The organism is Trinickia sp. (assembly GCF_036503415.1).
GTDB lineage: Bacteria > Pseudomonadota > Gammaproteobacteria > Burkholderiales > Burkholderiaceae > Trinickia.
The window spans coordinates 1-18,115 of record NZ_DASXWY010000054.1 but is presented as its reverse complement, the minus strand read 5'-3'; the positions used below and the strand labels follow the sequence as shown (position 1 = coordinate 18,115).

17 protein-coding genes and 1 tRNA gene are annotated in these 18,115 nt (G+C 62.3%); 10 read left to right on the top strand and 8 right to left on the bottom strand.

Annotated elements, in window-relative coordinates:
• Window positions 1–816, top strand: an 816-nt coding sequence (locus tag VGL01_RS07590; protein ID WP_331568244.1) for an aldo/keto reductase, incomplete at its 5' end; no start/stop codon positions are given.
• Window positions 817–926: 110 nt separating this feature from the next.
• Here VGL01_RS07590 and eutC read toward each other — a convergent pair.
• Genes eutC through VGL01_RS07570 form a run of 4 tightly spaced genes read right to left on the bottom strand, consistent with a single transcriptional unit; the run spans window position 927 to window position 5,569 of the window.
• Window positions 927–1,742 (bottom strand): ethanolamine ammonia-lyase subunit EutC, encoded by an 816-nt coding sequence (gene eutC / locus VGL01_RS07585; RefSeq protein ID WP_331568243.1) that lies wholly within the window; start codon window positions 1,740–1,742, stop codon window positions 927–929.
• Window positions 1,739–3,118, bottom strand: a complete 1,380-nt coding sequence (locus VGL01_RS07580; protein ID WP_331568242.1) for an ethanolamine ammonia-lyase subunit EutB — start codon at window positions 3,116–3,118, stop codon at window positions 1,739–1,741. Before VGL01_RS07580 ends, eutC begins: the two co-directional genes overlap by 4 nt.
• Before the next feature lie 33 nt (window positions 3,119–3,151).
• Window positions 3,152–4,300, bottom strand: a complete 1,149-nt coding sequence (locus VGL01_RS07575; RefSeq protein WP_331568241.1) for a branched-chain amino acid ABC transporter substrate-binding protein — start codon at window positions 4,298–4,300, stop codon at window positions 3,152–3,154.
• 36 nt (window positions 4,301–4,336) lie between these two features.
• Window positions 4,337–5,569 (bottom strand): FAD-binding oxidoreductase, encoded by a 1,233-nt coding sequence (locus VGL01_RS07570; RefSeq protein WP_331568240.1) that lies wholly within the window; start codon window positions 5,567–5,569, stop codon window positions 4,337–4,339.
• A 255-nt stretch (window positions 5,570–5,824) separates the two neighbouring features.
• Here VGL01_RS07570 and VGL01_RS07565 point away from each other — a divergent pair, with 255 nt between their 5' ends.
• The gene (locus tag VGL01_RS07565; RefSeq protein ID WP_414720192.1) at window positions 5,825–7,240 is read left to right on the top strand and encodes a PLP-dependent aminotransferase family protein; all 1,416 of its coding nucleotides are present in this window, start codon (window positions 5,825–5,827) and stop codon (window positions 7,238–7,240) included.
• 69 nt (window positions 7,241–7,309) lie between these two features.
• Here the strand turns inward: VGL01_RS07565 and gcvA are convergent, their stop codons facing one another.
• Window positions 7,310–8,227: a transcriptional regulator GcvA gene (gene gcvA / locus VGL01_RS07560; protein WP_331568245.1), complete on the bottom strand. Its 918-nt coding sequence runs from the start codon at window positions 8,225–8,227 to the stop codon at window positions 7,310–7,312.
• Between the two features lie 294 nt (window positions 8,228–8,521).
• Between gcvA and VGL01_RS07555 the strand changes: the two genes are divergently transcribed.
• The 4 genes from VGL01_RS07555 to VGL01_RS07540 all read left to right on the top strand — a co-directional run bounded on the left by VGL01_RS07555 (window position 8,522) and on the right by VGL01_RS07540 (window position 12,057).
• A complete protein-coding gene (locus VGL01_RS07555) occupies window positions 8,522–9,295 on the top strand; it encodes an SDR family oxidoreductase (RefSeq protein WP_331568238.1) in 774 nt (257 codons plus the stop codon).
• Between the two features lie 102 nt (window positions 9,296–9,397).
• Entirely contained in the window at window positions 9,398–9,742 is a 345-nt protein-coding gene (locus tag VGL01_RS07550) for a carboxymuconolactone decarboxylase family protein (RefSeq protein ID WP_331568237.1), read from the top strand.
• A gap of 114 nt (window positions 9,743–9,856) precedes the next feature.
• Window positions 9,857–10,999, top strand: coding sequence for a flavin monoamine oxidase family protein (locus tag VGL01_RS07545; protein WP_331568236.1), 1,143 nt, complete (start codon window positions 9,857–9,859; stop codon window positions 10,997–10,999).
• Window positions 10,996–12,057, top strand: coding sequence for an alcohol dehydrogenase (locus VGL01_RS07540; protein ID WP_331568235.1), 1,062 nt, complete (start codon window positions 10,996–10,998; stop codon window positions 12,055–12,057). The genes VGL01_RS07545 and VGL01_RS07540 overlap by 4 nt, the downstream gene beginning before the upstream one ends.
• A 102-nt stretch (window positions 12,058–12,159) precedes the next feature.
• Here the strand turns inward: VGL01_RS07540 and VGL01_RS07535 are convergent.
• From VGL01_RS07535 to VGL01_RS07525, 3 genes are all read right to left on the bottom strand, one after another.
• Window positions 12,160–12,244, bottom strand: a tRNA-Leu gene (locus tag VGL01_RS07535).
• 153 nt (window positions 12,245–12,397) lie between these two features.
• A complete protein-coding gene (locus VGL01_RS07530) occupies window positions 12,398–13,558 on the bottom strand; it encodes an ABC transporter substrate-binding protein (protein WP_331568234.1) in 1,161 nt (386 codons plus the stop codon).
• Between the two features lie 27 nt (window positions 13,559–13,585).
• A complete protein-coding gene (locus VGL01_RS07525) occupies window positions 13,586–14,527 on the bottom strand; it encodes a CysB family HTH-type transcriptional regulator (protein WP_173261690.1) in 942 nt (313 codons plus the stop codon).
• Window positions 14,528–14,736: 209 nt separating this feature from the next.
• Here VGL01_RS07525 and VGL01_RS07520 point away from each other — a divergent pair, with 209 nt between their 5' ends.
• The 4 genes from VGL01_RS07520 to VGL01_RS07505 all read left to right on the top strand — a co-directional run.
• Window positions 14,737–16,416 carry a nitrite/sulfite reductase gene (locus tag VGL01_RS07520; protein WP_331568233.1) on the top strand — a complete coding sequence of 560 codons (1,680 nt, stop codon included), beginning with the start codon at window positions 14,737–14,739 and terminating at the stop codon, window positions 16,414–16,416.
• 41 nt (window positions 16,417–16,457) lie between these two features.
• Complete coding sequence (locus VGL01_RS07515; protein WP_331568232.1) at window positions 16,458–16,994, top strand: DUF934 domain-containing protein; 537 nt, start codon at window positions 16,458–16,460, stop codon at window positions 16,992–16,994.
• On the top strand, window positions 16,991–17,779 hold the full coding sequence (locus tag VGL01_RS07510; protein WP_331568231.1) for a phosphoadenylyl-sulfate reductase: 789 nt from the start codon (window positions 16,991–16,993) through the stop codon (window positions 17,777–17,779). Before VGL01_RS07515 ends, VGL01_RS07510 begins: the two co-directional genes overlap by 4 nt.
• Window positions 17,780–17,860: 81 nt before the next feature.
• A partial coding sequence (locus VGL01_RS07505) for a phosphoadenosine phosphosulfate reductase family protein (RefSeq protein WP_331568230.1) occupies window positions 17,861–18,115 on the top strand: 255 nt, incomplete at its 3' end.

Genomic DNA, 18,115 nt, shown 5'->3' with positions numbered 1-18,115 from the left:
CTCGGCGAGGCGATCAGAGGCCGTCGCGACAAGGTGCTGATCTCGACGAAGGCCACGTTCCGATTCAACGACGAACCGAATAACGTGGGCTCGTCGCGCCATCATCTGATCAACGCCGTCAATGCGGCATTGAAGCGGCTGCAGACCGATTACATCGATCTCTTTCAATTGCATGGCTTCGATGCGAAGACACCCGTACAAGAAGTCCTTTCGACACTCGACGACCTCGTTCGCGCGGGCAAGATCCGCTACACGGGCGTGTCGAACTTCTCAGGCTGGCACCTGATGAAGTCGCTCGACGTGGCAGATCGATACGGCTATCCGCGCTACGTCGCGAACCAAACGTATTACTCGCTGATCGGCCGCGACTACGAGTGGGAGCTCATGCCGCTTGGGCTCGATCAGGGCGTGGGCGCCATTGTCTGGAGCCCCCTCGGCTGGGGTCGGCTCACCGGCAAAATCCGCCGCGGCCGTCCGTTGCCGGAGGTGAGCCGTTTGCACAAGACGGCCGATATCGGTCCGCCTGTGTCGGATGAGTATCTGTACCGCGTCGTCGATGCACTGGATGCGATAGCGCAGGAAACCGGCAAGACGATTCCCCAGATTGCGCTCAACTGGCTTTTGCAGCGGCCAACTGTTTCGAGCGTGCTCATCGGCGCACGTAACGAGGAGCAATTGCGGCAGAACCTCGGTGCGGTAGGTTGGAATCTCACGCCGGAGCAAGTGGCGAGGCTCGATGAGGCGAGCAAGCTGCGGCCCGTCTACCCCTATTGGCATCAGGAAGGGTTCGCGGAACGTAACCCTTCGCCGGTCTGATATCGCCAAATGCGGGTGCGTAAGCCAATCGCTGCGTGCGGCGATTGGCCAGTTGGTGCATGATCAAACCAACCAACTGCTCGGGCGGCGTGATCTAGTGCCGCGCTCACTCATGCGCGGACATCGTCCGCCGGCAAGAGCCGCCCGTCCCAGACACTTTCGTCTTTCAGTTCGACCCCGGTGAGCTTGCGCTTACGCGCCCCTTCCAGCAGATGCACGAGCTTGAAAGCCGCCGCGTCGTAACAGAGCCCTTCGGGGCGTACGTTCGAAATACAGTTACGCTCGGCATCGCTGCGCCCGGTTCGTGGCGCGTACGTCAGATAGACGCCGAGGCTCGCTGGCGAACTGAGTCCGGGGCGTTCGCCGATCAGCACCGCGACCATCTCGGCATTCATCAACTCGCCGATAGGATCGCCAATTGCCACGCGCGCCTGCGTAGCGACAACGATCGAGCCGACATACCAGCCTTTCAACTGGGCAATGGTCCGGTCGATCAAGGGGAGCGCATGTGAGGCCGCAGCTTGAGCCGACAAGCCGTCCGCAACGACGAACACCAGATCGGGCGGCGTTTCGGCCGATGCCGCGTGCTGCTCGAGAAGCGCCGCGCTTTCCGGATCCAATACCCGCCCAAGGTCTGGACGTCGCAAATACTGCTCGCGGCTTTGCGCCGCGCTGCGCACCTCGATCGAATCGAGCGTCCTCCGTTCCAGTTCGGCCCTCAGTGCTTCGATATCGAGCGGCGTATGAACGGCATCCCGCGCTTGCGCATGCGCGACAGTAAACGCAAGCATCGGCGCGGTCGGCAGGCTGGCGCCCGAGCGTCCGAGTGCGATGCGGGCATCGGTGAAGCGACGCAATGCGCTCCATGGGTTGTCCGCGACTGTCCGCGCGGTAACACCCGGCACATCCCGGTCTGCGCGCGTCATGATTCAATCCAATCGAGAAGCAATGGCTTCGATGCGTGCTGCTGGATCTGCCCCGATGCGTCCGTGATACGCATCGATTCGAGCCATGTTTCGAACTCGGGTGCGCGTCGAAGGTTGAGTAGACGCCGCACATAGAGCGCGTCGTGAAACGACGTGCTCTGATAGTTCAACATGATGTCGTCGGCGCCCGGCACGCCCATGATGAAGTTGACGTTGGCCGCGCCCAGCAATGTCAGCAGCGTATCCATATCGTCCTGGTCCGCTTCCGCATGGTTCGTGTAGCAAATATCGCAGCCCATCGGCACGCCGAGCAGCTTGCCGCAGAAGTGATCTTCCAAGCCCGCGCGGATGATTTGCTTGCCGTCGTACAAGTACTCAGGCCCGATGAACCCCACCACCGTGTTTGTCAGGAACGGATTGAACTTGCGGGCGACCGCGTAGGCTCTTGCTTCGCACGTTTGCTGATCGACCCCATGATGTGCGTTCGCGGAAAGCGCGCTGCCCTGTCCGGTCTCGAAGTACATCAGGTTGTTTCCAAGCGTGCCGCGCTTCAACGACAGACCCGCGTCATATGCTTCGGCAAGCAGCGACAGCGATACGCCGAATCCCGCATTGGCCTTCTCGGTGCCGGCGATCGATTGGAAAATCAAATCGACCGGCGCGCCGTTTTCGATTGCGGCCAGTGTATTCGTGACGTGCGTCAGCACACAGGTCTGCGTGGGCACGTCATACGCTCGGCGAAATTCGTCCATCATCGTGAGCAGCGCCGTGATCGCCGTGAGCGAATCGGACGCGGGATTGATACCGATCATCGCGTCGCCGCAGCCATACATGAGCCCATCGACGATCGATGCCGCAATGCCTTTCAGATCGTCCGTCGGATGGTTCGGTTGCAGCCGCACGGCGAGGTGGCCCGGCAACCCCACGGTGTTGCGAAAGCGCGTGACGACGGGCCGCTTACGCGCGGCGAGTATCAGATCCTGATTGCGCATCAGCTTCGACACGGCGGCAACCATCTCGGGCGTGAGGCCCGCGGCAACGGCGGCGAGCATCGCGCTGTCGGTGGTATCGGCAAGCAGCCACTCGCGAAAATCGCCCACGGTCAGATGCGCGATCGGCGCAAACGCATCGGGCGAATGATCGTCGACGATGAGGCGCGTGATTTCATCGGCTTCATATGGAATCACGGCTTCATCGAGGAACGCTCGAAGCGGTACGGCCGCCAGCGCCATTTTTGCGGCCGCCCGTTCCTCTTCCGATGCAGCGGCGAGCCCGGCCAATTCGTCTCCCGAACGGCGCGGGCTCGCTTTGGCGAGCAGCGCGGCAAGGCTATCGAAGCAGTAACTGCGCGCACCGATGGTTTCGCGAAAGTTCATCCTGCGCTCCGCTCGCGAAAGATGGAGGAAATACTATACCCCGTTGCCGCCGATGGTCCGCTGGCTTTTCCATTGACCCTGCTGAACTTCGAACAGCGTATACGGTGGCTTGATCAGATCGCCTTGCGGATCGAAGGCAATCTTTCCGGTAACGCCCGTCACGGTCACCTTCGGGAAAGCCGCGGCGATTTTGGCGCGATCGAGAGAATCGGCGTCGTGGATCGCCTTGAGCATTGCCAGTGCCGCGTCATACGCGAATGGCGCATAGAGTTCGACGTCCTGATTGAAATGCGCCTTGTAGCGCTTTGCGAAATCTTGTGCCGAAGGAAGCTTGTCGAGCGCCGGGCCAGGCTCCAGGTCCCGGGTGCCTTCGCCGGCCGTTCCCGATATCTGCAGGAACGCATTGCTTTTAAGGGCGCCAGCGCCAAACAGGCGCGCCGTCAGTCCCAGCGATCGCATTTGCTTGACGAGCATCGCGCCTTGTTCGTCGAGGCCGCCAAAGAAGATGATATCGACGTTCTTTTGCTTGAGCGTGGTCAGGATCGCCCGGAAATCGACCGCTTTGTCGTTCGTGAACTCGCGATCGACGACGTTCCCGTTCGCTTCCTTTGCGCCTTTCTCGAAAGCATCGGCGAGACCCTGGCCGAACGCGGTGCGGTCGTCGATGATGCCGATGCGCTTTGCCTTCAACTGCTGTACCGCGAATTGACCCGCAATCACGCCGCCCACACCGTCGTGCCCCATCGTGCGGAATACGTTCGCGAAGCCCTGATGTGTCAGCACGGGATTGGTCGAGCCCGGCGTGATCATGGCGAGATTCGCCTTGTGATAGACGGCCGATGCGGGAATGCTGCAGCCGGAGTTGTAGTGGCCGATCACGCCCACTACGCCGTCGTCGATCATCTTCTGCGCGACCTGCACGGCAACGCGCGGATCGGCCTGATCGTCCTGTGCGTCGAGGACGAACTTGACGGGCTTGCCACCGATGGTCGGGTGCTTGGCGTTTTCCTCGTCGATCGCGAGCTGTGCGCCGTTCTCGAGATCCTTGCCGACACGCGCGACGGGTCCGGTCAGCGGGCCCGCGAATCCGATTTTGACGATTTCCGGCTCGGCACCGTATGACGGCACATGCGCGCACAGCGCCCCTAATGCGAATGCGACTACCCAGTTTCGGCGTTTCATGATGTCCGTCCTCTATGGTGCAGACTGTTGCGGTGGTTAAAAGCGGCGCGGGCTATAGGCTTCGAGATCGACGGGCGGTACGCGGCCGGCGACGATGTCGGCGACGATGCTGCCGGTCACGCCGCCCAGCGTGACGCCCAGGTGCTGATGCCCGAACGCGTAGATGACGCGTGGCGAGGCGCTCGACGGCCCGACGACGGGCAAGCCGTCGGGCAGGCTCGGCCGGAAGCCGAGCCAACTGCTGTCCGGTTGCTGCAGTTGCGGCAACGCTTGCTGTGCGGAAGTCGATATAAGACGCAACAGCTTCGGGTTCTTCTGTGACCCGTAGCCGCCCAGCTCGACCGTGCCGGCCGCGCGGATGCCGTCGTGCATCGGCACCATGTAAAAGCCGCGCTCGGACCAGCCGCATGGGCGCGAAATCAGCCGTGACATACCGGGAAAGCGCACGTGATAGCCTCGTTCGGTATCGAGCGGCACGCTGTCGCCGCACTGACGTGCCAAGCGACCGGACAATGCGCCTGTGCAGACGATTGCGTATTCGGCCGCGTATGAACGGCCGGTTTCATCGATGAGGCGCACGCCGCTCGTGGATGGTGCGAGCGTGCGGATCGCGGTGCGTTCGTGCCGCAAGCCCTGACTGGTCAGCGACGCATACAGCGTTTGCAGAAATCCATGGGGGTCGCTTAAGTACCAACTGTCGTTGAAGATCGTTCCGTACGCGAAAATGGGCGCGAGGTTCGGCTCGAGGTGGTGAACGCCGTCGCGATCCAAAGTCTCGAAGCGCACGCCGAGGGAACGGCGCAATGCGAGCGATGGCTGCGCCGCATGGAACGAGTTTGCGTTCGAGTACAAATACAAGCACTCGCGGCGCTGGACAAAGCTCGACAGTTGGCCCGACGCCAGCATTTCGCGGTATCCGTCGAACGCGCGCGCCAGCAGGTTGGCCAGTGCCTTCGCACTATGCTCATACCGCTTGGCTCTGGCCGCCAGCAAAAAGCGAACGAGCCACGGCGCAATGTGCGGCAAGTACTGCCATCGAATCCTGAGCGGGCTTGTCGATGAGAACAGGAAACGCGGCAGGTTGCGGAACACGTCAGGATTGTTGACAGGGATGCACCCGTACTGCGCGAACGTGCCCGCATTCCCGTACGACGTCGCTTCGCCGGGACCGAGCGGGTCGAACAGGATCACTCGATGTCCGTCGCGCATGAGCCAATACGCGGCCGACAACCCGATAAAACCCGCACCGAGGACAGCGACTTCCGCCATGGTCTCGCGCCTCCTCGCGCGGTTCGAGTTCGCAGTAGCTACGAACACTTGATGCCGTACAAACGACGAATTCATATTCACACAAAGTTTTTTTGTGTGCAATTGTTTTTGCTTTGTGTGGATTTAGGTGTTTTCCCGCCCGTACTCGATGTGCCCGAGGATAGGCCTGCGCATCGCTATGTGTGCAGGAAGGCGTGCGTGATAAGATTTGTGCGGACGAACGCGTCTTTGTATGGAGCTGCTACCTGAATGAAGATGAGAACGAGCCGCACAAAGGGCGAAGAAGTGCTCCCGACAAAAGGGCGTCAGGCGACCTACCTGGAGGTGTCGCGCAACCTCGAAGACAAAGTGCGCAATGGGCTCTATCCGCCGGGCAGCCGGCTGCCGCCGCAACGGGATCTCGCCGTGGAGCTTGGGATCAACGTGTCGACGGTATCCCGTGCGTATAAGGAGTTGCAGGCGCGCGGCCTGATTGTTGCCAGCAAGCGTCGCGGGTCGATCGTCACCGGGGGCGCGATGCCGTCGGTCCAGACCCGCGCGGACAGCGGCTCAAATAGCGCCGATGCGAATACGGTGATCGATCTGACGGTCAATCGTCCTGCGACGGGGGAATTTCTCACGCAGCTTGCGCGAGAGATGACTCGAATCGTAGACGATCCCCGCTATGCGCAGGTGCAGGAGTATCAGCCGCCGCAGGGTCCCGACTGGGCGCGGGCGGCCGGCGCGCAATGGATTGCCGCGCCCGGATTCGCACCCACGGCCGATAACGTGGTCGTCACGAGCGGGGCGCAGCACGGCCTGTTCGCGGTATTGAGCAGCTTGATGGGCCACGAGGGTGTGATCCTGTCGGACCAATTGACGTACTACGGCCTGAAGGCGCTCGCACCAGTGTTTCAGTTCGAAATTGTCGGCATTCCGAGCGACGGGGAGGGGCTGTTGCCGGAGCGCCTCGAAGACGCGTGCAAGCGCATGCGCGTGAAGGCGATCTTCGTTGTGCCGAACCTGCAGAATCCGACGGTGGTCACCATGAGCCTGGCGCGGCGCGCGGCGCTCGTCGATATTGCGCGGCGGCATCACGTCGCGATCATCGAGGACGATGTATACGGGCCGCTCTTGCGTACGCGCTTGCCGACGATTGCGAGCCTATGTCCCGAGTTGACGTTCCACGTGACATCGACGTCGAAGATTCTCGCGCCCGGGCTGCGCATCGGCTATCTGCATACGCCGCCGCATGCTGCCGCGCTAGCCGCCGAAGCGGTGCGCACGACCGCGTGGATGCCTGCGCCGCTATCGACGCTGATCGCCACACGTTGGATCGAAGACGGCACGGCGCAGACGATTCTCGACGCGCAGCGCGTGGAGTTGCAGGCACGCCAGGAACTCGCGCGCGAACTTCTGCCCGCTGAGTATCTGCACAGCGATCCTGCCTGCATGTTCGTCTGGCTGAAGGTGCCGCCGCCGTGGCGGTCCGACGATTATGCGGCGAATGCGTTGGCGCGCGGCGTCAACACGATGCCGGCGTCGGCATTTGCCGTGGATCGCTCGACGCTCGAGCACGGCGTGCGGATCAACCTCGCGTGTGCGTCTTCGCGCGAGCAATTGGTGCGCGCGATGCAGATTCTCGCGCACACGCTGCGGGACCGGCCGCGCGCGTTGTTTGGGACGATCTGAGCCGGGGGGAGTCGGTCCGAATTCAACAACACTTGCGACACGGATCCCGACTGTTTGTCGACCAGCAGTCTATCGCGAGATGGCTGCCTCCTTGAGCAACCAATCTCGAAAGGCCACCAGCTTTGGAAGGCCGCAACATTCCGCGCGGTACACGACGTAGTACGCTAAAGGCGACACGAGGGATATTTCAGGAAACAACCTGACCAACCGGCCAGCTGCCAAATCATCGCGGGCCATGACGTTGCGAGCCAATGCGATACCGTGACCGTCAATTGCTGCTTGCAGGACAGCTGCGGAATTATTGATTTTCATCCCTCGTTTCGTGGCGACATCAGTCACGCCTGCTTTCTGAAGCCATGTATCCCAAGTCGGAAAGCCCGTATGGCTGTCCATCGATAAGTCGTGGATGAGGGTCTCTTGCGCCAGGTCATTCGGTTTTTGCAAGCGCCAATGCTCGCGCAATAGCTGTGGCGAGCACACCGGATATACCTCCTCACTCATCAATTTTTCGGCCGCTAAACCTGGCCAGCTTCCTGTGCCATAGCGCACTCCGACATCGATGCGCTGGGCAACGAAATCTACCGGTTTGAGATTGGTGTCCAAACGCACATCCGTGTCGGGCCAGGCGGTCTGGAAACGCTCGATTCGTGGCAACAACCACTTTGCCGCAAACGCCGGGCTGACAGCCACGGTGAGCACTCCACTGGTCGACGCTTCCTTTAGTCGCTCCAAGCCCATGGCAAGCCTGTCGAAGCCGGCACGGATGTCCGGTAATGCGCGTTCGGCCGTCTCGGTCGGGACGAGCCGTGCCCGTCCGCTGGTACCCCGCACGAATAGTGGCGTGCCAAGCCATTCCTCGAGCGTTCGTACGAGTTGGCCAACTGCAGCAGGCGTCACGTTCAGTTCGGCCGCTGCCGCCGAAAAGCTCTGATGGCGGGCGCTCGCCTCGAAGGCACGCAAGGCGTTTAGATGAACAGGTGACTTCATACGATAAATTTTTTCTTTCAATGCCGCACACTTTATCTCGTTTGTCGGCAGGTGGAAATTGGCGAAAAATCCAACACAGGTCGTAAGCATGCGCCCTTGGCAGAGGCCCTCGATGAAGGGGGGCGAAATAGTTTTTATGCCAAGGAGGCGATGACGTCGAGGGCGATTCAGACCGTATCCAGGATGGTCGCGACTGCGGCACGGACATGGCGTCAATGGCACTGAGCCGGATGCTTGTCCTCGCCTTTTCCATCAAGACCTGCCGATCGGCGGGCACATCGAAAGGTTTTCAACATGAGCAACCAATTCAAGGGCAAAAAGTTGCTGGTGGTCGGTGGCACCAGCGGGATGGGCTTGCAGACGGCCAAGATGGTCCTGGCCGAAGGCGGCACTGCGATCATCGTTGGTCACCGCGCGGACAAGACCGAAGAAGCGCATGCCGAGTTGGCCGCGCTAGGGGCGGTCGTCGCACTGACGGCCGACCTGTCCAGCGATGCAGGGTTGGCGGCGTTGCTCAAGTCGATCGACGAAGACCATCAGGACATCGACCTGCTCGTCAACGCGGCAGGCGTGTTCTTCCCCAAGCCGTTCCTGGAGCACCAGGACGCGGACTACGACCAGTACATGAAGTTGAACAAGGCTTTCTTCTTCATCACGCAAAAGGTCGCCGCCAATCAGATCGCCAGGGATCGTCCGGGTGCGATCGTCAACATCGGCTCGATGTGGGCCAAGCAAGCTATCGCGGCCACACCATCGTCAGCCTACTCGATGGCCAAGGCAGGGCTGCATTCGCTGACTCAACACCTGGCGATGGAACTGGCTCCGAAGCATATCCGCGTCAATGCGGTGTCGCCGGCGGTGGTGCAGACGCCGATCTACGAGGGTTTCATTCCGAAGGCCGAAGTTCACAGCGCGCTGCAAGGCTTCAACAGCTTCCATCCGATCGGCCGTGTCGGCACCCCGCAGGACGTTGCCGAAGTCGTCGCTTTCCTGCTCTCGGACAAGGCGCGTTGGGTCACAGGTGCCATCTGGGACGTGGACGGCGGCGTGATGGCCGGCCGCAACTGATGTGCTGGGGCCGGCGCCTGACGCATCTATCGGGTCGCGTGAGCCCTTGTCGCGCGCTATGTCGGCGCCCGGCACCCCAACCCTCTAACAGGAGCAACAACCATGATGCAGGACTGGAACGCTTACCGTGATTCACTGCTGGAGCGCGTGGGCGATTACGCGAAACAAAGCCCCGACGTGATGCGCGGTTTGGCGACGATCGACAACGCCGCTATCAAGACTGGCCATCTGGAACCGAAGATGCACGAGCTGATCGCCTTGGCCGTAGCCGTAACCACGCGCTGCGACGGATGCATCTCGGTGCACACCAAGAAGGCCGTCGAGCACGGAGCCACGCTGGAGGAAATCTCCGAGGCACTGGGTGTTGCCATCGCGCTGAATGCAGGTGCTGCGCTGACCTATTCGGCACGTGTCGTCGAAGCCTATCGGCAACTGCCCGACAAGTAAGCCGTACCAAGGGTGCCCGCCGCCGCAGTCCCAAGGGGCATTCGCCGGTGTGCACGGCACCACCGTCTGTCTCAAGACGGGCTACTTAGCCGACCTGGCAATGGAGGTATAGCCATGCAAACCGCACGCATCGCCATCATCGGCGCCGGATTGAGTGGCCTTTATGCCGCCTGGCTGCTGGAAAGCCACGGCGTCCAGGATTACGTGCTGCTGGAGGCGCGCGATACGCTAGGTGGCCGCATCGCTTCCGCCTCCGCGTCGGGACAGGACACGCGCGATATGGCCGACGCCACCGACCGCTTCGACCTCGGGCCGACGTGGTTCTGGCCCGACTACCAGCGCGAATTGCACCGCCTTGTCGATGAGTTGGGCCTGGAGCGCTTCGCGCAGTTCGAGACGGGCGACATGGTGCTGGAACGCTCACCCGATGAGCCGCCGATGCGGACGCGTGGGTACGTGAACTCGCCGATTTCGATGCGCCTGGTAGGTGGAATGCAGGCGCTGGTCGACGCCTTGCGCCGCCGTCTCGATGCGAAACGGGTAATCACCGGTCAGAGGGTGCGCCGTCTGCGCTGCGCAGACCCGCACGTCGAACTGGACATCGAAGACGCCACCGGCGGCGCTACAACTTGGCGTGCCGAACAGGTATTGCTGGCTATGCCGCCGCGTCTGGTCGAGCACACCATCGCGTTCGAGCCTGCTTTGCCGCTGGAGCTGGCTCAGCAATGGGGTGCGACGGCAACGTGGATGGCGCCCCATGCCAAGTACATCGCCATCTACGAGACCCCGTTCTGGCGCGGGGAGGGATTGTCCGGCGAGGCTCGCAGTGCACGCGGACCGCTGACCGAGATTCACGACGCCTCCATGCCCGGCGGCAGCGCGGCGCTCTTTGGCTTTTTCGGGGTGCCGGCGCGCGTGCGCAAAAACGTGTCCGAGGACGTATTGCGCACGCATTGTCGCGCCCAGCTCGTGCGCCTGTTCGGGCCGCAAGCGGCCACGCCTCGCATCGAAGTTATCAAGGACTGGGCGCAGGATCCCTATACGGCCACATCCGATGACTTGAATACGGCGAGCCATCACGCCGAAGCGCCAGCCGCCATGGCCGGCTCCGGACCGTGGCGCGGACGCCTGGCCGGCATCGCCAGCGAGTGGTCGCCACAGTTCCCGGGCTACGTCGCCGGCGCCATCGAAGCCGCGGGCCTGGCGGTCCTCGCATTACCTCTTTTCCCTTTCGACGATCTTGGAAGACGACCATGAAGACCACGTACCGCGCCATGCAAGTGACCCGTCCCGGCTTCCTTGAGCTGGTGGAGCGCCCGACGCCGAAACCGGGCGTCGGTGAAGCGCTGATCGAGGTTGAGGCTTGCGGCATCTGCGGCGCCGACATCAGTGACATCGAAGGGGCTGATCCGACGCTGCAACCTCCGCGCGTGCCCGGCCATGAAGTGGTCGGACGCATCGCCGCACTCGGCGAACACACCCCATCCATCTGGAAGATGGGCCAGCGCGTTGGCATCGGCCGGCTCGGTGGGCCTTGCATCGAATGCGTACAGTGTCGCCAGGGACACTTCGAGCTTTGCCAGAACCAGCCTTTTGTCGGCGCCACCTGCGATGGGGGCTACGCCGAGATGATGCTGGCGCGCGCCTCCGGGCTCGTGTCGATCCCGGACGAACTCAATTCCGAGGAAGCGGCGCCGATTCTCTGCGCCGGCATTGCCACCTTCAATGCGCTCAAAAAGTGCGGCGCACAGGCCGGCGACACCGTGGTCATCCTGGGCATCGGCGGCCTTGGGCATATGGCGCTGCAATACGCCCGCCGCATGGGTTTCCGAGTCGTCGCCGTCGGGCGCGGCAGCGACATCGCCACGGATGCGCTGGGCTTGGGCGCGCATGTCTATATCGACACCAGCGAAGAGGATGCGGTGGACCGGCTCAAGAGGATGGGCGGGGCGCACGCGATCGTGGCCACCATCGGCCACCCGGCCACCGTGTCGGCGCTGATGGCCGGCTTGGCGCCGCAAGGGCGGCTGGTATTGCTGGGTGCAGGTAAGGACCCGCTGCCGGTCTCGGCTGGCCCCTTGGTCATTGGCGAGCGCAGTATGCTCGGCTCCATCACCGGCACGCCCTACGAGAACGAGAAGACGCTGGATTTCAGCGTGCTTGCCGGTATACGGCCAAAGATTGAAGTGATGCCGCTTGAGCAGGCGAATGAGGCGTATCGGCGAATGAAGTCCGGCGATGTCAAGTTCCGCATGGTGTTGGCGGCCGCGCACGTCGCCGATGCAATCCATCGCTACGGACCGGACTTATCGTGAAGCTTGGCTGACCCTGCGACGCTGTCGGCGTCCGCCATTAGGCTTACATGCCGAACGCAAAAAAGCCGCCAATCCGTAGATGGCGGCTCTTCGCTCGAATAGTGGTGCCCGGGGTCGGACTCGAACCGACACGCCTTGCGGCGGGGGATTTTGAGTCCCCTGCGTCTACCTGTTTCACCACCCGGGCTTTCAGTGGCCGGTGCAGGAAAGCGCCGGCGAAGAGCGCGATTATGGCCGAAAACGCGTGCGCAGGCAATATTTTGGCAGGGAACGGCTGTGGCCACTCACTAGCGACAGTGTCGCGCGCAGCCCGCGCCGCTACCCGAACCGCCGCCCCGAATCACTCGCTGATAAAGACAAACTTCCCGCCACGAATCGCCCCCATCACGCTCGCACGCTGATCGAGCCCCACATGGTCTTTCGCGCTGGTATTCACGACCCCGTTCGGCACGACCAACTCATGTGCGTGCTCGAGCTCCTCCCGCAACGCCACGCGAAACTGCACGGTACCCGGCTGCGCCTTTTTCAACGCCCTCGCCACGGCATCCTCCAACCGCGGATAGACGCCAGCCGCATCGCCGGCAAACTGCGTCACGGAGCCGGGGCCATATTTGTCCTCATACGCCGTCACGAACGCCAGCGCCGCCTTTTTCGCCGGATGATCGGCCGGCAGCGTACGCGCCACCACAACCGGCTGGGTCGGAAAGAGCGTCCCTTCGACCTCCTTGCCGCCAAGCCGGATGAACTCCGGTGTCGCAATGCCGTGCGTCTGATAGATCGGCCCCTTGAACCCGCGCTCGACGAGCGTGCGCTGCGGTAGCGCGGAGGGCGTACCGGCACCCGCAACGAGCACCGCATCGGGCTTGGCCGCAATCAGCTTCAGTACCTGCCCCGTCACGCTCGCATCGTTGCGATTGAAGCGTTCCGTCGCGACAAGCCGGATATGCCGCAGCTCGGCAAACCGCTTGAACTCGTTGAGCCAGCTATCGCCGTAACTGTCGGCGAAACCGATAAAGGCGACCGTTTTCACGCCATGGTTCGCCATATAGCGCGTCATCACATCGGCCATCGCGCCATCGGTCTGCGCCATCTTGAACGCCCAGACGCGCTTGCCTTCCTGCGGCTCGACCACACTCGCGGAACCGATCAGCGTGATCATCGGCGTTTGCGAGGCGGCCACCGGGTCGAGCGCCGCGAGCGCCGCCGGCGTGATATTCGGCCCGACGATCACGTCCACGTGGTCTTCATCGATGAGCTTGCGGATGTTCGCAACGGCTTTGCCCGGGTCGGTCCCGTCGTCGAGCACGATGTACTGCGCCTTTTGACCGGCGATGGTGGCCGGCCACATCTGGATGGCATTCTTGCTCGTGATGCCGATGACGGCGGCGGGCCCCGTCGATGACAAATCGATGCCGACCTTCAGGTCGGCGTGCGCTGCCGAGACGAGCGCAAATGCGGCGCACGCGAAGGCGCGGCGCAAGAAGGCGGCGGTCGACACCATGTAATCTCTCTCTTGGTTGTTGTGACTTCAGAGCTCGTAGTTTTCGTGTTCGCCCTTGAGCGCCTGCTCGATCAGCTTGCGCGTGAGCGACGGCGAAAGCAGCTCGACGAGCGTATAGACATAGCTGCGCAGATACGCTCCCTGTTTCAGGGCGATCCTGGTCAGATTCGTACCGAAGAGATGGCCGACCGGCATGGCGCGCAAATGCTTGTCACGTTCCGCGTTGAATGCGATATCGGCCATGATGCCCACGCCGAGCCCCAACTCGACGTAGGTTTTGATGACATCGGCATCGATTGCCTCGAGGACCACGTCGGGCGTCAGATTGCGCCGCGCGAACGCCTCGTTGATCTTCGTCCGGCCCGCGAACGCGGCTTCGTACGTGATGAGCGGGTACTGCGCCAGATCTTCCAGGGAAAGCTGTTTGCGCTGCAGCAGGGGGTGGTCCGCGGGCATGATCGCCACGTGATGCCACTGAAAGCACGGCAGCGAGACCAGTTCCTTATAGTTGGAGATCGCCTCGGTCGCGATGGCGATGTCGGCATGGTCGTGCATGACCATCTCGGCGACCTGCGTCGGGCTTCCTTGCAAAATCGAAAGATGCACCTTCGGAAAGCGCCGCTTGAACTCGGCGATGGCAGCCGGCAGCGAGTAGCGGGCTTGGGTATGCGTAGCGGCAATGATGAGGTTGCCCTGGTCCTGCGCGGCGAAATCCTTGCCGACCCGCTTCAGGCTTTCCACCTCCTGCAGAATCCGCTCGACGGACGCCAGAATGATCCGCCCCGGCTCCGTCAGCGAGCGCACGCGCTTGCCATGCCGTGTGAAGATTTCGACCCCAAGCTCGTCCTCGAGCTCGATGATCGCCTTCGAAACGCCGGGTTGCGACGTGTAGAGCGCCTTGGCGGCCTCCGTCAGATTGAAGTTCTGACGAACGGCCTCGCGCACGAACCGGAACTGGTGCAGGTTCATTTATAACCCTTGCGCATAAGGAAACAATTTTTAAGTCGTTTGAAATATAAGGCCAGTTTATTACGATCCCCAGACGTTTATCAATACGCTTAGCAGTTTTTGTCATTAGCAAATGAGCTGGCGGCCCGGATTACGGGCGCCGGCAGGCACGGACAGCAATTCGGGCGTCGCGGACCAGGCCGCGGCGCGACACAACCTGGGGTCCCCGAATGTATCAATACGATCAGTACGACCAGACTATCGTCGACGAGCGCGTCGCGCAGTATCGCGACCAGGTCCGCCGCCGCTTGTCGGGCGAATTGAGCGAGGATGAATTCCGCCCGCTGCGTCTGCAGAACGGCCTTTACATGCAACGCCACGCGTACATGCACCGCATCGCGATTCCGTACGGCAACTTGCGCAGCGACCAGTTGCGCATGCTCGCACACATCGCGCGCAAGTACGACCGTGGCTACGGTCACTTCTCGACGCGTACGAACATCCAGTACAACTGGATCCAGCTCGAGGACACGCCCGACCTGCTGGCGGACCTGGCGTCGGTGCAGATGCACGGCATCCAGACCTCAGGCAACGACATCCGCAACATCACGGCCGACCAGTTCGCCGGTGTGGCGCCCGACGAGATCGTCGATCCGCGTCCGTGGGCGGAGATCCTGCGCCAATGGTCGACGTTTCACCCCGAATTCAGCTGGTTGCCGCGCAAGTTCAAGATCGCCGTGTCGGGATCGAAAGAAGACCGTGTTGCGGTACAGATTCACGATCTGGGCGTCTATCTGTCGAAGAACGAAGCGGGCGAGGTGGTCTGCGCGATCCTCGCGGGCGGGGGTTTGGGCCGTACACCGATCATCGGTGCCGTGATTCGCGAAAACCTGCCGTGGCAGCATCTGCTCACGTATTGCGAGGCCGTGCTGCGCGTCTACAACCGCTTCGGCCGCCGCGACAACCTCTTCAAGGCGCGCATCAAGATTCTCGTGAAGGCGCTCGGCCCCGAGAAATTCGCGCAACAAGTCGAAGAGGAATGGCAGCACCTGAAGGACGGTCCCTCGACGCTGACGCAAGCGGAATACGATCGCGTCGCGCAACATTTCCAGCCGCAGCCGTACGAGAAGTTGTCGGATACGGACGCATCGTTCGAAAAGCATCTGCTCGAAAACCGGGCGTTCGCACGCTGGGTCGAGCGCAACATGCGCCCGCACAAGGTGCCGGGCTACGCCGCCGTCACGCTGTCTTTGAAGCCGGCCAAGGGCGCGCCGGGCGATGCCACCGCGGAGCAAATGGAAGCCGTGGCGGATTGGGCCGACCAGTACTCGTTCGGTGAAATTCGCGTGTCCCACGAGCAGAACCTGATTCTCGCGGACGTGAAGAAGCGCGACCTGTTCGCACTCTGGGAAGAAGCGAAGAAGCAAGGCTTCGCGACCGCGAACATCGGCTTGCTGACCGACATCATCGCGTGCCCGGGCGGCGATTTCTGCTCGCTCGCGAATGCGAAGTCCCTGCCCATCGCGCAGGCGATCCAGGACCGCTTCAACGATCTCGATTACGTGTACGACCTGGGCGACCTGTCGTTGAACATCTCGGGCTGTATCAATTCGTGCGGCCATCATCACGTCGGGAACATCGGCATTCTGGGCGTCGACAAGGATGGCTCGGAGTGGTATCAGCTGACGCTCGGCGGCGAACAGGGCACGGGCGCGACGCTTGCGCACCTCGGCCGTGTGATCGGGCCGTCGTTCGCGGCTCAGGAAATGCCCGATGTCGTGACGAAAGTGATCGATACTTTCGTCGAAAATCGTATCGACGGCGAGCGGTTCATCGATACCTATAATCGAATCGGTATGGCGCCGTTCAAGGAACGGGTCTATGCGTCGCGCCAGCCCGCGCACGCCTGACACCGACGAGAGCAAGAAGGAAAGAGAAGGAACACTCGCAGATGACTTCGATTATCAAGAACCGGACCGTGCTCGAGGACGATTGGCATGTCGTACGCGCGCTTGAAGACGGCAGCCTGCCGACGCTCGATCAGCTTCCCGCCGGTCGCCTACTCGTGCCGTTCGTCTTGTGGAAGCAAGCGCGTGAAGCGCTTGTTGCGCAGCGCGACGCGGCGTCGCTCGGCGTATGGCTCGCGCCCGATGACGAGCCGGCCGATCTCGTTGCCGACTTCGAGAAAGTCGCGCTGATCGGCGTGGACTTTCCCGTGTTTCGCGACGGCCGCGGCTACAGCATCGCGCGCCTGTTGCGCGAGCGCTACGGCTGGCGTGGCGAGCTGCGCGCAATCGGCGACGTACTGCGCGATCAGTTGAATTTCATGGCGCGTTGCGGCTTCGATGCGTTCGCCGTCCGCCCGGACAAGGACATTCACGATGCGCTGAAAGCGTTTGGCGAGTTCTCGGTGCAGTATCAATCGGCTGTCGATACGCCGCAGCCGCTTTTTCGTCGCCGCGCCGCGGCCGCGGAGGAACGCGCATGAGCGCCACCGTGGTCAATCCAGCCGAGCTGGCCGGCCGCGCGGATAGCGCGGAGCTGGCCGCGAAGGTCGAACGCCTGAATGCGCTGATCGATACGATCGCGGCCCGCCACGATGGCAAGGTCAAGCTCGCGAGCAGCCTCGCGGCCGAGGACATGGTGCTCACGCATGCGATTTTGTCGCGCGGCGCCGCAATCGGCATCTTCTCGTTGAATACCGGGCGGTTGCATGCCGAGACGATCGACATGATCGCGCACGTGCGCGAGCGCTACGGGTATGAGATCGAGCAGTTTCATCCGCAACCGGAATCGGTCGACGCCTATGTTGGCGAGCATGGACTCAACGCGTTTTACGAAAGCGTCGAGTTGCGCAAGCGCTGCTGCGAGATCCGCAAGGTCGAGCCGCTGAACCGTGCGCTTTCGGGCGTCGATGCGTGGGTGACGGGGCAGCGCCGCGAGCAGTCGGTGACGCGCGCCGAGCTGCACGAAGAAGAGCACGACGCCGCGCGCGGCATCGCCAAGTACAACCCGCTCGCCGATTGGAGCGAGGCCGAAGTGTGGACGTATCTGACGCAGTATGACGTGCCCGTGAATCCGCTTCATGCGCGCGGCTATCCGAGCATCGGCTGCGAGCCCTGTACGCGGGCCATCCGCCCCGGCGAGGACAGCCGGGCCGGACGCTGGTGGTGGGAGTCGCGCGATACGAAGGAGTGCGGCTTGCATATGTCGCCGATGTCGCAGCTCCCGCCGATCAGCGTGATCCCCGCCGATACGAAACCGACGGTATAACGAAGCAACGCAGTAGACGAGTGCCCGCGGTAACGCTGGATAACCGGCGCCGGCCGGGCAAACGATAGGAATGACACCCATATGAGCACGATTCTGGAACCCTCCGCCACGACCCCGCTTTCGGTCACGACGAACCGCATGGACCACCTGGACTGGCTGGAAGCGGAATCGATCCACATTCTGCGCGAGCTGGTAGCGGAATGCGCCAAGCCTGCGCTGCTGTTTTCGGGCGGCAAGGACTCGGTGGTGGTGCTGCACCTGGCGCTCAAGGCGTTCGGGCTGGGCGCGAACCGCAAGACGGTGCTGCCGTTTCCGCTGGTGCATATCGACACCGGT